The sequence below is a fragment of the Pseudomonas fitomaticsae genome (assembly GCF_021018765.1).
GTDB classification, from domain to species: domain Bacteria; phylum Pseudomonadota; class Gammaproteobacteria; order Pseudomonadales; family Pseudomonadaceae; genus Aquipseudomonas; species Aquipseudomonas fitomaticsae.
The window spans coordinates 1228883-1244205 of sequence record NZ_CP075567.1 but is presented as its reverse complement, the minus strand read 5'-3'; the positions used below and the strand labels follow the sequence as shown (position 1 = coordinate 1244205).

Here is a 15323-nt window from a genome sequence, read left to right as displayed (position 1 = left end):
TGCGGTGCTTACACGCCGCCGGCGGTGAGTTTCTCGGGATTGAGCAACTCTTCCAGCTGGCTGCGCGACAGGTCGGTGTGTTCCAGCGCAACGTCGATCACCGGACGGCCCTGTTTGTAGGCCTGCTTGGCGATCTCGGCGGCTTTCTGGTAACCGATGATCGGGTTGAGCGCGGTCACCAGAATCGGGTTGCGCGACAGCGCTTCCTTGAGGCGCGACTCGTTGACCTTGAAGCTGGCAATCGCCTTGTCGCCCAGCAGACGGCTGGAGTTGGCCAGCAACTCGATGCTGCTCAGCAGGTTCTGGGCGATGATCGGCAGCATCACGTTCAGTTCGAAATTGCCCGACTGCCCGGCGATGGTGATCACCGAATCGTTGCCGATCACTTGCGCGGCGACCATGGCGGTGGCTTCCGGAATCACCGGATTGACCTTGCCCGGCATGATCGACGACCCCGGTTGCAAACCTTCCAGCTCGATTTCACCGAGACCGGCAAGCGGGCCGGAGTTCATCCAGCGTAGGTCGTTGGCGATTTTCATCAGCGACACGGCGGTGGCCTTGAGCTGACCCGACACTGCGACGGCGGTGTCCTGCGAGCCGATCAGCGCAAAAAGATCCTTGCCCGGGGTGAATTGCACGTTGGTCAGTTGACTGAGCTGACGACTGAAACGCGCAGCGAATTCCGGATGTGCGTTGATTCCGGTGCCAACCGCCGTACCGCCCTGGGCCAGGGATTGCAGGCTTGGCAGCAAATCCTGCAAGTGACCGATATTGGCCTTGAGCTGCTGCGCCCAACCGTTGAGCACTTGGCTCATGCGCACCGGCATGGCATCCATCAAGTGAGTGCGGCCGGTCTTGACGTGGTGATGAACTTGTTCGGACTTGCGCTCGATCACCTGCACCAGATGCAGCAGCGCCGGCAGCAATTGTTCGTGCAAAGCCAACGCGGCGCTGACGTGGATGGTGGTCGGGATGATGTCGTTGCTGCTCTGCCCGCAGTTGACGTGATCGTTGGCATTCACCGGTTCTTCGAGCAGACGGCTGGCCAGCGTGGCGATCACTTCGTTGGCGTTCATGTTGGAGCTGGTGCCGGAGCCGGTCTGGAAGATGTCCACCGGGAAATGCTGCATGAAGTCGCCCTCCAGCAGCCCTTGGGCGGCATCGCTGATGGCTTTGCCTTGTGCGGCACTGATCTGGTTGAGTTCGACGTTGGCGCGGGCGGCGGCTGCTTTCGCCAGAATCAGGGCGCGGATGAACTGGGTCGGCATCGGCTTGCCGCTGATCGGGAAGTTATCCACTGCGCGCTGGGTCTGCGCGCCGTAGAGAGCGTCCACCGGCACCTGCAGTTCGCCCATGCTGTCGCGCTCAATACGTGTCTTGGTCATCGGTAAATCCTTGGACTAATTCAATGAGAGGAATCGAGGGTTGCAACTCGCAGGTGGCGAGCTGCCAGGTGTAGCTTTGCCAGCGCTTGAGCCGGCATTTGCACAGTGACAGGCGCTCCATTTCACGCAGCGGGCGCCAGGCTTGATCGAGACAGAGGCTGCGCCAGTGCCACGGCAACGCGATGTCGGTGGCCGTGTCGAGCAGCAGACGGAAAGAGGTTTCGGCGACCGTCCAGGACGAGGTCGCCGTACAGCACGCCAGGTATCGGCCTTCGGCCAGGTAATGCTCGATCAGGCGCGGTTCGTCGGGATCCATGGCGCAACGGATCTGGCGACTCATCCAACGCCAGCTTTCGAGGTACGGCTGCTCGTGCAAGGCAGAACTCATGATCCTGGGCTCATCCGATAATGAGATTTATTATTAGATGATAATGAGAACCGAAACAAGAGTAGCGTTTCCGCTGCCCTCATCAGCCCGGAAAATTTGCGGACACAAAAAAGGCGCGCCACCCAATCGGGTGACACGCCTTTTTTGTACCTGCCTGGGGCTTAGCTGCCCGCGACAGTCATCTTCTCGATCAACACCGAGCCGGTGCGGATGTTGCTGCGCAACTCCAGATCGTTACCCACCGCGACGATCTGCTTGAACATATCGCGCATGTTGCCGGCGATGGTGACTTCCTGAACCGCGAACTGAATTTCACCGTTCTCGACCCAGAAACCCGCCGCACCGCGCGAGTAATCACCGGTCACCATGTTCAGACCATGGCCCATCAACTCGGTGACCAGCAGGCCACGCCCCATGCGCCGCAGCAAGGCAGCCTGGTCTTCATCGCCATGAGTGACGAACAGGTTATGCACGCCGCCCGCGTTGGCGGTGCTAGGCATGCCGAGTTTGCGACCGGAATAAGTGCCAAGGATGTACGAGACCAACTCGCCTTTCTCGACGAACGGTTTGGCATAGGTCGCCAGGCCGTCACCATCGTAGGAAGCACTGCCCATGGCGCGCATCAGGTGCGGACGCTCGTCGATGGTCAGCCATTCCGGGAACAGCTTCTGCCCCAGAGTGCCTTCAAGGAACGACGATTTGCGATACAGACTGCCGCCGGATATCGCCGACAGGAAGCTGCCGAACAACCCGCCCGCCAACTCCGCGGAAAACAGCACCGGCACTTCGCAGGTCGGCACCGGACGCGCACCCAGACGGCTCGCTGCACGCTGTGCCGCGCGCTGACCAATGCTCACAGGATCCGCCAGCAAGCTGCCCTGGCGGTTCACGTCATACCAGTAATCGCGCTGCATCTGGCCATCGGCCTCGGCAATCATCACGCAGCTCAGGCTGTGTCGGGTCGAGGCGTAACCACCAATGAAACCGTGGCTGTTGCCGTACACGCGGCAGCCCTGATGAGTGCTCAACGTGGTGCCATCGGCATTCTTGATGCGGGCATCGGAGTCGAACGCGGCGGCTTCGCAGAGCAGCGCCTTCTCGATGGCCTGCTCCGGGGTGATGTCCCACTGGTGGAACAGGTCGAAATCCTGAATATCCCTGGCCATCAGCGCGGCATCGGCCAGCCCCGAGGCTTCGTCTTCGGAGGTGTGCTTGGCAATTGCCAGCGCCGCAGCGACGGTCTCGCGAATCGCATCAGGCCCGGTCGCGGAAGTGCTGGCCGAACCCTTGCGCTGGCCGACATACAACGTGATGCCAAAACCCTGATCGCGGTTGAACTCGACCGTCTCGACTTCACGTTGACGCACCGACGTCGACAGGCCCTGCTCCAGCGACACCGCCACTTCGCAGGCACTGGCACCCTGACGCTTGGCTTCGGCGATGATCTGCTCGACCTGTTCCTGCAGTGCCGGCAATGCCTGTGGGCCGACGCTTTCAACTGCACTCATGCTCATCTCCACTCAAATTCTGCTTTCGGCTGGGGCCTTCGAGCGACCGGGCCGGACAAGCGGCCCCCGACTGGTTATCATGGCGGCGTTTCTTTGCGGACTGCCACCATGGTTGATTCTTACGACGACTCCCTCGATACGGGAGAAAAAAGCAAATCCCAGGTCAAACGCGAGCTGCATGCTCTGGTTGACCTTGGCGAGCGCCTTACAACGCTCAAGCCCGACTTGCAGGCAAAACTGCCATTGACCGACGCCTTGCGCCGGGCTCTGGCCGATGCGCCCAAGCACACCGCGAACATCGCGCGTAAACGGCATTTGCAGTTCATCGGCAAACTGATGCGCGATCAGGACACTGACGCGATTCTCACCCTGCTCGATCAACTCGATGCCTCTACCCGTCAGTACAACGAGCGTTTCCACAACCTCGAACGCTGGCGTGACCGCCTGATCGCCGGTGACGATGCCGTGCTGGAGAAATTCGTCGTCGATTACCCGGACGCCGACCGCCAGCAACTGCGTTCCCTGATCCGTCAGGCCCAGCACGAGGTTGCGCAAAACAAACCTCCTGCCTCGAGCCGCAAGATCTTCAAGTACATCCGTGAGCTGGACGAGACTCAACGCGGTCTGCGTTGATATTCGCCACCGGGTGGCCGCACCGCGCGCCACCCGAAGCTCCATTCCTTCTTATGCGCCCGTGCCACCCACGGTGATCGCATCGATTTTCAGCGTCGGTTGACCGACACCCACCGGCACCGACTGCCCGTCCTTGCCGCAAGTCCCCACACCGCTGTCCAGCGCCAGATCGTTACCGACCATCGACACCCGGCTCATCGCTTCCGGACCATTGCCGATCAACGTTGCGCCTTTGACCGGCGCAGTGATCTTGCCGTCCTCGATCAGATACGCCTCGCTGGTGGAGAACACGAACTTGCCGCTGGTGATATCGACCTGACCGCCGCCGAGGTTGGCGCAGTAGATGCCCTTCTTCACCGACGCGATGATTTCCGCCGGATCGCTCTGGCCACCGAGCATGTAAGTGTTGGTCATCCGAGGCATCGGCAAGTGCGCGTAGGATTCGCGACGACCGTTGCCCGTGCGGGCCACGCCCATCAGCCGCGCATTGAGCTTGTCCTGCATGTAGCCCTTGAGTACGCCGTTTTCGATCAGCGTGGTGCACTCGGTCGGGGTGCCTTCGTCGTCGACGCTCAGGGAACCGCGACGACCGCTCAGAGTGCCGTCATCGACGATGGTGCAGAGTTTCGAGGCAACCATTTCGCCCATGCGCCCGCTGTAGGCAGAACTGCCCTTGCGGTTGAAGTCACCTTCCAGACCGTGACCGACCGCTTCGTGCAACAGCACGCCGGACCAGCCCGAGCCCAGAACAACCGGCAACGTGCCGGCCGGAGCCGGAATCGCTTCCAGATTCACCAGCGCCTGACGCAACGCCTCACGGGCATAACCCATGGCACGGTCTTCGGCGAGGAAATAGCGGTAGTCGGTACGCCCGCCGCCGCCGTGACCACCACGCTCGCGACGGCCGTTCTGCTCGACGATCACGCTCACATTGAAACGTACCAGCGGACGCACATCGGCGGCCAGGCCACCGTCGGTCGAAGCTACCAGAATGCGTTCCCAGACCCCGGCCATGCTGACGCTGACCTGCTGGATACGCGGGTCGAGGGCGCGGGTCGCAACGTCGATGCGCTTGAGCAGTTCGACTTTTTCAGCGCGGCTCAGCACTTCCAGCGGGTTATCCGGCGCGTACAACTGGGCGACGTCCTGGGTGCTGAACGCCTGCACCGTGCCGTTCTGCCCGGCGCGGGAAATAGAACGGGCCGCACGGGCCGCCGCGCCGAGGGCTTCGAGGGTGATCGCGTTGCTGTAGGCGAAACCGGTTTTCTCACCGGACTGCGCCCGCACGCCGACACCCTGGTCGAGGTTGAAACTGCCTTCCTTGACGATGCCGTCTTCCAGCGACCAGGACTCGGAAATCTGCCCCTGGAAATACAGGTCGGCCGCATCGATGCCTGGACCCGCCAGATCACCGAGCACGCCTTGCAGGCTCTCGATCGTCACGCCGCCGGGCGCCAACAGGTGATCACTGACTGAGGACAACAACTCTCTCATAGGTTTTACGCCTTAAATTCGTGTTCTGAAGCAGGTCGCTGTGCGCCCTGCGAAAAAAACCGCCGATGACCCGTCACCGGCATTCGCGCCCGGATGGACGCCTGTTCGTTGCTGTCGCGTTCAGCCAGCAATACGGCTTCGCCTTGTTCCTGCTGCACCAGAATCCGCCCCCAAGGGTCGACAATCGCCCCGTGGCCAAAGGTTTCCCGCGGCCCCGGATGCGTTCCGCCCTGAGCGGCCGCCAGCACATAGCACTGGGTTTCAATGGCCCGTGCGCGGATCAGTACATCCCAGTGCGCCGCCCCCGTCACTGCGGTGAAGGCCGACGGTGCGGTTATCAGTTCAGCCCCGGCCGCACGCAATTCGCTGTACAGCTCCGGGAAGCGCAGGTCGTAACACACCGTCAGGCCCAGTCGCCCGACCGGTGTGTCCGCGACCACCACGCCACTGCCATAAGCATAGTCATCGGATTCGCGGTAACGGCCGCGATTGTCCGCCACGTCGACATCGAACAGGTGCAACTTGTCATAGCGTGCAACGATTTCGCCCTGATCGTTCACCAGCAGCGAGCAGGCATGGGACTTGGCCTCGGGCTGCCCCACAGGCGGCAACGGCAACGTGCCGGCCACTATCCATAACCTGAGGTCGCGGGCGGTCTGTTTCAACCACGGCAGGATCGGGCCTTCGCCGAGCGCTTCGGCGCGGCCGATATCGGCGATGTCACGACGGCCCATGGCCGCGAAGTTTTCCGGCAGCACGGCCAGCTTCGCACCGGCATGGGCCGCTTGTTCGAGCAAACGTCGGGCATCGCGCAGATTGGCCAGCACATCGCTCTGGCTGACCATTTGAATCACCGCTAAAGACATGGCGCACTCCGCAAGAGGTATGCGGCCATGCTACTCCATCGGTTCAGGGGCTGGCTGTTCAAAAAGGCTTGTCGAAGGTGATTTTCGGCTCTTTCCACGGGCCTTTGACGGTGTATTTGACGCTGGCGAACCGTGCCACGCGATCACCGATCAGCTTGTCGATCAGGAACAAAGCGCCGCCGACTGCCGGCGCGCCGACAATCAGCGCGGCAATCGGCAGGTTGTTGGTCACCGGCAAAGTCACCAGCAATTTGGCATCCACCTTGTCGCCCACCAGATCCAGCGTGCCGTCCAGTTCAAGATTGCTCGAAGGACCGGTCAGCTTGATCGGCTCTTTCGTCACATACACGCCGTTGGTCGCCACCAGCAATCCCTTGACCCGGTCATAGCTCAAGCCCTTGCCGAACAGGTCGGAGAAGTCGAGACGCAAACGCCGGCCGATCGAGTTGAAGTTGAGCAGACCGAACACCCGCAGTGCCTGGGCGCCGCCCTCCACTTCAACAAACTGGCCCTTGTTCAACGAGGCGTCGAGGGTACCGGAGAAACGCTTGGTCGCCAGCCACGCCGGCGAGCCCGGCCAGCGGCCATCGACATCCATGTGGAATTCTTCGCTGGTCACGCTCGGCGCAAACCCCCAGCCCTTGAGCACATCGGCAAGGTTTTTGCCGCCGATCCGCCCCTTGTACCAACTGGTCGTGGCACCGGGCGTACCTTCCCAGCCGCCGCTGCCCTGCAAGAGGATGCCCTTGAGGCCCAGATCGAGGTTATTCAGGGCGATACCCTTGGCGGTCGGCCGAACCTTGAGCGACCAGCCGCCAACCAGATCCTGGCCCTGGAACAATTGATTGATGGTGATATCCAGCGCCGGAATCTTGCTCGGATCGACCGACGCCAGAGGGTCTGGCGCGTTCTCGTCGGCCTGCACCGTCGGATCCGGTGCCGGCAACCGCACGTATTGCAGGTTCACCGCAATCGACGCGCCCTTGGCGTCGGGAATGCCGGCCGTGCCTTTGGCCTGCTGACTGTCGAGGGCCAAAGCCCAGGTGCCAGGCTTGCGATTCACCTGCACTGCCGCCTGATCCAGCGTGGTGCCGAAGGCCGTGAGTTTGCCGATCTTGAAATCCGCGCTGCTGAGCAACTGCTTGGCGTTGCCGCCCGGGTCCTGGCCGGCGTACTTGTCCAGCAGATCCTGCCAGGGTTTGACGTCCAGCTCGGACAACACGCCGCGTATCCGCAAGCCCTTGTTACCCGGCAACACCGCTTCGCCCGCACCGAGGAACAACTCGCCCCGACCATCAGCGAAATTGCCCGGTGGCGCGGCGAAGGTGAAGTTGGCCAGTTGATCGTAATTGACCCAATAACGCCGCTCCTGCCCCTGCAAGGTCATGCGGAACACCGTGTCACGCCCGACATCGGCCGCCATGCCGAACGGCGCCGGCAGGTCCACCGCCACGCCTTTCATGCTGGAACTGACCATCAATTGGCTGTCGGTGCCGTCCAGATTCACCTGCAACTGATAGGGAATGGTGCCGGACACCGGCAACGGCTGAGTCACGCCCAGCCAGTCGGTGAGTTTCTTGACCTCGACCTGCCCCGACGCTGCTACCCGGGTCTTGAGCTTGCCGGGGCCGCCGTCGGCGAAGATCTGCGCGGTGACCGGCTTGTCGAAGGCCCGGGCACTGATGTTCTGCCCGCTCAGGCCCTTGGCGCTGTCGAAGCGGAAATCACCCTTGAGCTGGCTCAGTTCGAGCTTCGGCTCCGCCAGTTTCAATCGCGCATTGGCGGTTTTGAAGTCGACAAGGATTTTCGGCTGATCGCCCTTGGCCAACGGCACATCGAGCTTGAGCTTGCCCTGCAGATCACCCTCGCCCTCCCAGCCGGCAAAGGTGTCGGCGGTGCCGATCGGCGCTTCCTGAAGAATCTTCAAGCCATCGCCCAGCCCGCCGGCAAAGCTGCCGTCGAGGAACATATGGCTGTGCTCGCCACTCGGCACATGGGGAATATTGACGAAGACGTCGCTGACCTGGGTGTCGAGCAACTGGCCCCTGCTGGCGAGAATTCGCACGCCGCTGTCTTCGATGAACACGTCACCGCTGACCTTGCTCACGTGCGGCCAGCCCGGCTGGAACGCCAGCTCGGCGTCGTGCACCTTGAAGAACAGACTGATGCTGCGATCCGCTTCACCGGCGTTCTTGTTCAGCGAACCCTGATACTGGAAGAAGCCCTGATCCACCGCACCCTTGAGAATCGCCGTGCGCAGCCATTCATCGAGGGCCGGGCTCAGGACCTCCGGCAGGTACTTGGCGGTGTAACGACCGTCGCCATCCACCAGGCCGACCCGCAGGTCCATGTAGTCTTCCTGGCTGTGATCGAAATGCAGGCGGATCAGGAAGTCGCCGGCAATCTTGCCTTCCTCGCCGAGCACCTTAAGGTACGGCGCGATCAGGGTGAAACCTTCTTTATCAAGCTTCCAGGTCAACCGGGCGTTGGCCTGAATGTATTGCCACGGCTTGGCGAAAATCGGATCGAGGTGCAGGACGAAATCCTTGCTGTCCATGCGCAGCTCGCCGCCGCCCAGATTGCCGCTGAGACTGCCGCTGACATTCCGGGCTGCCGGCGCGCCGTGATAGGCGTCGAAGCCGACTTGATCAAGGTTGGCGGCGAAGCTGAATTTGCTGTCGTCGGTGGCGTTCGGTCGGAAATCCAGCAGCACGTTACGCAGACCGCCGGTCACCTTCAGACGTTCGACCACGGTGGCGAAGCCTTGTGGCAACGGGCCGAGGGCATTGAGCAAAGGCGTGATCGGGGTCAGGTCGAGCCGGTCGGCCTGCAAATGCCAGAGTTCTTCGGTCTTGTCGGTGGCGGCGGTCTGTTTGACCTGGACATGTGATTCCCAGCGGGTTTCGCCGAAATTCATCGCCAGCGAATCAAGCGTAACCGTGGCCCCTTCGGCACTGCGCTGGAAGTAGCCGTTGAGCGCCAGATTGTTGATCCGGATCGGCTTGCGTTCGGCGTAGGCGCCGTTCAGTTGCGGCGCATTGAGACGGATCGCGGCACTCTGCAACGCCCCCTCGCGCCAGTTGACCCACAGCTCGCCACCGGCCTTGATCTCGGAGAAATTCCATTGCTGGGTCAGGCGCTCGGGCAGCCATTTCGACCAGTCGCTCTGCGGCAGGCTGACATACCCTTCCACTTCGCTGTTCTGCCACTCACTCGGACGAATCCGCGTGCGCAGGCTCAGCGCCACAGGCTGGCCGTCAGGCAAGGTCAATCGCGTATCGAGGCGCTGGCGGCTGGTGCCGGTCTTGAGATTGAGGCCGACATACGTGAGGGTCAGCGGTGCCTGCTCTCGCGGCTGCAAGGTCACTTGGCTGTCGAGCACCGACAGTTGCTGAATCATTTGCATACGGTTGAACAGTTGCTCGGGATCCATGGGCTGATCCTGCTGCACCGGCAAGCCTTCCAGCGCCCACTTTCCGTCTTCGCCTTCCTTGAGGCTGATCTTCAGACCGTTGAGTTCAAGATGGGCAATGCGCACTTCGCGAGCCAGCAGACTGGCCCACAGATCCGGCACTGCGCGCACCCGATCCAGGCGCAAGGCGTTTGCGCCACTGCCAACCATCACGTCATGGGCCAGCAGGATCGGCGCAAATCCACTCCAGTTGCCTTCCAGCTCGCCGATCTGCAGCGGCATGCCCAAGGCAGCACTGGCTTTGTCCTCGATATCCGCGCGGTATTCGGCCACCAGTGGCGTGAGTTCCCGGCCGAGACTGACGTACAACGCCATCAATACCAGAACCAACGCGCACAGGCCCAGACCCCGGCGGGTCAGTGCGGCCAAAATGCGTGTCAGACGTTCCATGTCAGTTGGCTCCCATGGCAAAAATACTGCAAAAAGCTGAGGCCAGCCGCTTCAGGAAAAGGGTGACGCAGGGGTTCAGAGCAGCACCACGTCATATTGTTCCTGGGAATACATGGTTTCTACCTGGAAGCGTATGGTGCGCCCGATGAAACCTTCAAGTTCGGCCACGTTACCGGACTCTTCATCAAGCAGACGATCCACGACTTTCTGGTTCGCCAGCACCCGATAACCCTCGGCCTGATAGGCCCGGGCTTCACGCAGGATCTCGCGGAAAATCTCGTAGCAAATGGTTTCCGGGGTTTTCAGCTTGCCCCGGCCCTGACAGCTGCTGCACGGTTCGCACAGCACTTGTTCGAGGCTTTCGCGGGTGCGCTTGCGCGTCATCTGCACCAGGCCCAACTCGGTGATGCCGATGATGTTGGTCTTGGCGTGATCGCGCTCCAGTTGTTTCTCCAGGGTACGCAGCACCTGACGCTGGTGCTCTTCGTCTTCCATGTCGATGAAGTCGATGATGATGATCCCGCCCAGGTTGCGCAGGCGCATCTGCCGGGCAATCGCGGTTGCGGCTTCGAGGTTGGTCTTGAAGATGGTTTCTTCGAGGTTGCGATGACCGACGAACGCCCCGGTGTTCACATCGATGGTGGTCATGGCTTCCGCCGGATCGATCACCAGATAACCACCGGACTTCAGCGGCACCTTGCGCTCCAGGGCTTTCTGGATTTCGTCTTCGACGCCATACAGGTCGAAAATCGGTCGTTCACCCGGGTAGTGTTCCAGACGATCGGCGATTTCCGGCATCAGTTCGGCGACGAACTGCGTGGTCTTCTGGAAGGTTTCCCGGGAGTCGATGCGGATCTTCTCGATCTTCGGGCTGACCAGATCGCGCAGGGTGCGCAGCGCCAGGCCGAGGTCTTCGTAGATCACGCTCGGTGCGCCGATGGTCTTGATCTGCTCGTTGATCTGATCCCACAGGCGGCGCAGGTAGCGGATGTCCATCAGGATCTCGTCGGCCCCGGCACCTTCGGCGGCGGTGCGCAGAATGAAGCCGCCGGCCTCCTTGATGCCTTCTTTGGCCACGCAATCGCTGACCACCTGCTTGAGGCGTTCGCGTTCGGCTTCGTCTTCGATCTTCAGGGAAATGCCGACGTGGGCGGTGCGCGGCATGTACACCAGATAGCGCGACGGAATCGACAGCTGCGTGGTCAGCCGCGCTCCTTTGGAACCGATCGGATCCTTGGTCACCTGCACCACCAGGCTCTGGCCTTCGTGCACGAGGGAACTGATGCTTTCCACCGCCGGGCCTTCGCGCAGGGAAATTTCCGAGGCATGAATGAAGGCTGCGCGATCCAGGCCGATGTCGACGAATGCCGCCTGCATGCCCGGCAGAACCCGCACCACCTTGCCTTTATAGATGTTGCCGACGATCCCGCGTTTTTGCGTACGCTCGACGTGCACTTCTTGCAGCACACCGTTTTCGACCACCGCCACGCGCGATTCCATCGGCGTGATGTTGATCAGAATCTCTTCACTCATGGCAGGGTCTCGTTCAGGCATGTTCACGATAATGGCCGCATCTTGTCCGTTCGACGCTTATTGCGCGTTCAGGGTTTGCCAACAGGGTATGCCGAAATGGCCGAGCAGTTCTGCGCTTTCGCACACCGGCAGGCCGACGACCGCCGAGTAACTGCCATCGAGGCCGGCGACGAACACCGCGCCGAGCCCCTGAATGCCGTAGCCACCCGCCTTGTCCCGGGGTTCGCCGCTGGCCCAGTAGGCGGCGGCTTCTTCGCGGCTGATCGACCGGAACCGCACCAGACTGCGCACCACCCGCGACTCGCAGCGCTCGCCGTCGAGCACGGCAATCGCCGTCAGCACTTCATGCTCCTTGCCGGACAACATCATCAGCATGGCGCATGCGTCGGCTTCGTCCACCGGTTTGCCAAGAATTTTGCCGTCCAGCACCACGGCGGTGTCGGCGCCCAGTACGCAAAACGCTACGTCGCAAACGACGGTGCGCCGCCCGGCCTCGGCCTTGCCGCGCGCCAGGCGCTCGACGTAGGCCGATGGGGATTCATGGGCGAGAGGGGTTTCATCGATATCCGCGCTGATGGCGGTAAACGGAATGCCGATCTGCGTGAGCAATTCACGCCGACGCGGCGATCCTGAGGCGAGGTAAAGCTTTTTCATCAAGACATCTCCCTGTCGAGGTGCGGGCAAATGCCTGACCGAATCAGTTGATTTTGTAGCGCCGGCGCAGTCCACGCAAAGCGAAGCTGACCCATGGCCAGAGCAAGGCACTGACCAGTGCCGGCAGGACCAGCGCGAGGGTCGGCTGACGGTTGCCGGTCAAGGCACTGAGCCAGAGTTGTACGAGCTGGGCGAGGCCGAAGATCACCAGGATCACCAGGCTCTGCTGCCACATCGGGAACATTCGCAGGCGTTGCTGCAATGACAGCACCAGGAACGTGATCAGCGTCAGGATCAAGGCATTCTGACCGAGCAGATCGCCCTGCAGAACATCTTCGGCCAGTCCCAGGCAGAAAGCCGTGACCATGCCGACGGTGTGCGGCAAATACAAAGCCCAGAAAGTCAGGAGCAAGGCCAGCCACAGCGGGCGCAGGATTTCCATGAAAATGGGCAGTGGCGATACGCTGAGCAGAATGCCGACAATAAACGTCAGCCAGACAATCCAGCCGTTACGCGATGCGGTAGCCCCGACCATTATTCTTGCCTCCCGGTGGTAGCCGGCGCAGTGACAGGCGGTTTGGCCGCTGGTCGAGCCGCCGGCTGATTCGCCGGTGGCTTGCTGGCCGCTGGTGTGGCTGCAGGCGGTTTGCTTGCAGCGGGTTTGGCCGGCGTGGTGCTGGCAGCAGGCGTCGCCGTGGCTGGAGTTGCTGCCGCGGCAGGCGGGGTGACGATTTTCGGCACCGCGGACGGAATCACAGGACCGCCACCAAAGGCATCGAGGTTTTCCTGAGCCTGCGCAGCATCGTTGGCACGTTCTTCGGCAGTGCGGTTGTCACTGAATACCAGCAGCAGGTAACGGCTGCGGTTCAATGCAGCGGTCGGCACGGCGCGAACAATGGCAAATGGCTGGCCGGAATCGTGGATCACTTCCTTGACCGTCGCCACCGGATAACCGGCCGGGAAACGCTGACCCAGGCCGGAGCTGACCAGCAGATCACCTTCCTTGATGTCGGCAGTGTCCGCCACGTGGCGCAGTTCCAGACGCTCGGGGTTACCGGTGCCGCTGGCAATCGCCCGCAGACCGTTACGGTTCACCTGCACGGGAATGCTGTGGGTCGAGTCGGTCAGCAGCAATACACGGGAGGTGTACGGCATCAGTTCGACCACCTGCCCCATCAGGCCGCGAGCATCGAGCACCGGCTGACCGAGCACCACGCCATCACGCTCACCTTTATTGATGATGATGCGATGGGTGAAGGGGTTGGGGTCCATGCCGATCAGCTCGGCCACTTCGACCTTCTCGTTGACCAGCGCGGAGGAATTGAGCAACTCGCGCAGACGGACGTTCTGCTCGGTGAGGGCGGCGAGCTTCTGCATGCGACCCTGCAACAGCAGGTTCTCCGACTTGAGTTTTTCATTTTCGGCAACGAGTTCGGTGCGACTGCCGAACTGGCTGGCGATACCGTCCCACAGCCGTCCGGGCAGGTCAGTGATCCAGTAGGCGTCCATCAGCACCAGCGAGGCCTGGCTGCGTACGGGTTTAAGCAGGCTGAAGCGCGCGTCAACGACCATCAGCGCGACCGACAGTACGGCCAGCACCAACAAGCGCACGCCCAGTGAGGGGCCCTTGGCGAAAAGCGGTTTAATAAGCCGCTCCTCCCAGGCAAATGTTCTGTTTATTCATACGGCATCAAACCGGCCTGGATGAAGACTGACAGAAGATAAACGCCAACAGGCAGCACTGCAAAGTGCTGCCTGTGCGCTCACCCACGTATTGCACCCGGCGATTATTCGCTGGAGAGCAGGTCCATGGTGTGCTTGTCCATCATTTCCAATGCACGGCCACCGCCGCGAGCGACGCAGGTCAGCGGATCTTCGGCAACGATCACCGGCAGGCCGGTTTCCTGGGCCAGCAGCTTGTCGAGGTCACGCAACAGCGCGCCACCACCGGTCAGCACCAGGCCACGCTCGGCGATGTCGGAAGCCAGTTCCGGCGGCGATTGCTCCAGAGCGCTTTTCACGGCCTGAACGATGGTAGCCAGGGACTCTTGCAGAGCTTCCAGCACTTCGTTGGAGTTCAGGGTGAATGCGCGTGGAACACCTTCGGCCAGGTTGCGACCGCGAACGTCGACTTCGCGAACTTCGCCGCCCGGGTAGGCCGTACCGATTTCCTGCTTGATGCGCTCGGCGGTGGATTCGCCGATCAGGCTGCCGTAGTTGCGGCGCACGTAGGTGATGATCGCTTCGTCGAAGCGGTCGCCGCCAACGCGTACGGATTCGGCATAGACCACACCGTTCAGGGAGATCAGCGCGATTTCGGTAGTACCACCACCGATATCCACGACCATCGAACCGCGTGCTTCTTCAACCGGCAGGCCGGCACCGATCGCAGCCGCCATCGGCTCTTCGATCAGGAATACTTCACGGGCACCGGCGCCAAGGGCCGATTCACGGATGGCACGACGCTCAACCTGGGTGGACTTGCATGGAACGCAGATCAGCACACGAGGGCTGGGCTGCAGAAAGCTGTTTTCGTGAACCTTGTTGATAAAGTATTGCAGCATCTTTTCGCAGACGCTGAAGTCGGCGATCACGCCGTCCTTCATCGGACGAATGGCAGCAATGTTGCCCGGCGTACGGCCGAGCATGCGCTTGGCCTCGGTGCCGACAGCGACGACACTTTTCTGGTTACCGTGTGTCCGAATGGCCACAACCGATGGTTCATTCAGGACGATACCGCGCTCGCGCACGTAAATAAGGGTGTTGGCAGTGCCCAGGTCAATGGAAAGATCGCTGGAAAACATGCCACGCAGTTTCTTGAACATGGGAAAGGGACCCTAGGCAACGCGTGGGTAAAAAAGTGCGGCAAACTCTAACAACGACAGGGATTTTGGGCAAGGCGCCAATATGTTAAATTGGCCGCTTTTCTGTGCACCAAGCCCCACAATCGCGGCCTTATGACCGTAGAAGTGCGGTAGTGTTCCGACAATCTAACACACG

The 15323-nt window shown here is 61.4% G+C and carries 12 protein-coding genes; 1 reads left to right on the top strand and 11 read right to left on the bottom strand.

From position 1 onward, the window contains the following. Positions 1–8: 8 nt before the first annotated feature. From KJY40_RS05405 to pmbA, 3 genes are all read right to left on the bottom strand, one after another. A complete protein-coding gene (locus tag KJY40_RS05405; protein WP_230735447.1) occupies positions 9–1385 on the bottom strand; it encodes a class II fumarate hydratase in 1377 nt (458 codons plus the stop codon). Beyond that, positions 1366–1773, bottom strand: coding sequence for a FagA protein (locus KJY40_RS05400; protein ID WP_230735446.1), 408 nt, complete (start codon positions 1771–1773; stop codon positions 1366–1368). The genes KJY40_RS05405 and KJY40_RS05400 overlap by 20 nt, the downstream gene beginning before the upstream one ends. A 161-nt stretch (positions 1774–1934) precedes the next feature. Further along, entirely contained in the window at positions 1935–3281 is a 1347-nt protein-coding gene (gene pmbA, locus KJY40_RS05395; RefSeq protein WP_407681987.1) for a metalloprotease PmbA, read from the bottom strand. Between the two features lie 108 nt (positions 3282–3389). Between pmbA and yjgA the strand changes: the two genes are divergently transcribed. Then, positions 3390–3914 (top strand): ribosome biogenesis factor YjgA, encoded by a 525-nt coding sequence (gene yjgA, locus KJY40_RS05390; protein ID WP_007953598.1) that lies wholly within the window; start codon positions 3390–3392, stop codon positions 3912–3914. Positions 3915–3965: 51 nt separating this feature from the next. On the opposite strand, the gene tldD is transcribed toward yjgA, so the two are convergent. The 8 genes from tldD to mreB form a co-directional block, all read right to left on the bottom strand. Beyond that, on the bottom strand, positions 3966–5408 hold the full coding sequence (gene tldD, locus KJY40_RS05385) for a metalloprotease TldD (protein ID WP_230735442.1): 1443 nt from the start codon (positions 5406–5408) through the stop codon (positions 3966–3968). Positions 5409–5413: 5 nt separating this feature from the next. Continuing rightward, positions 5414–6274 (bottom strand): carbon-nitrogen hydrolase family protein, encoded by an 861-nt coding sequence (locus KJY40_RS05380; RefSeq protein ID WP_230735440.1) that lies wholly within the window; start codon positions 6272–6274, stop codon positions 5414–5416. Positions 6275–6332: 58 nt separating this feature from the next. Next, a complete protein-coding gene (locus tag KJY40_RS05375) occupies positions 6333–10136 on the bottom strand; it encodes a YhdP family protein (RefSeq protein ID WP_230735438.1) in 3804 nt (1267 codons plus the stop codon). Positions 10137–10211: 75 nt separating this feature from the next. Next, complete coding sequence (gene rng / locus KJY40_RS05370; RefSeq protein ID WP_085685711.1) at positions 10212–11669, bottom strand: ribonuclease G; 1458 nt, start codon at positions 11667–11669, stop codon at positions 10212–10214. Between the two features lie 57 nt (positions 11670–11726). Next, on the bottom strand, positions 11727–12323 hold the full coding sequence (locus KJY40_RS05365) for a Maf family protein (protein WP_230735437.1): 597 nt from the start codon (positions 12321–12323) through the stop codon (positions 11727–11729). Between the two features lie 43 nt (positions 12324–12366). Continuing rightward, positions 12367–12858, bottom strand: a complete 492-nt coding sequence (gene mreD, locus KJY40_RS05360; protein ID WP_064593386.1) for a rod shape-determining protein MreD — start codon at positions 12856–12858, stop codon at positions 12367–12369. Further along, positions 12858–13970 carry a rod shape-determining protein MreC gene (gene mreC / locus KJY40_RS05355; protein WP_264302540.1) on the bottom strand — a complete coding sequence of 371 codons (1113 nt, stop codon included), beginning with the start codon at positions 13968–13970 and terminating at the stop codon, positions 12858–12860. Before mreC ends, mreD begins: the two co-directional genes overlap by 1 nt. A gap of 140 nt (positions 13971–14110) precedes the next feature. Then, on the bottom strand, positions 14111–15148 hold the full coding sequence (gene mreB / locus KJY40_RS05350) for a rod shape-determining protein MreB (protein WP_002555108.1): 1038 nt from the start codon (positions 15146–15148) through the stop codon (positions 14111–14113). Positions 15149–15323: the final 175 nt, after the last annotated feature.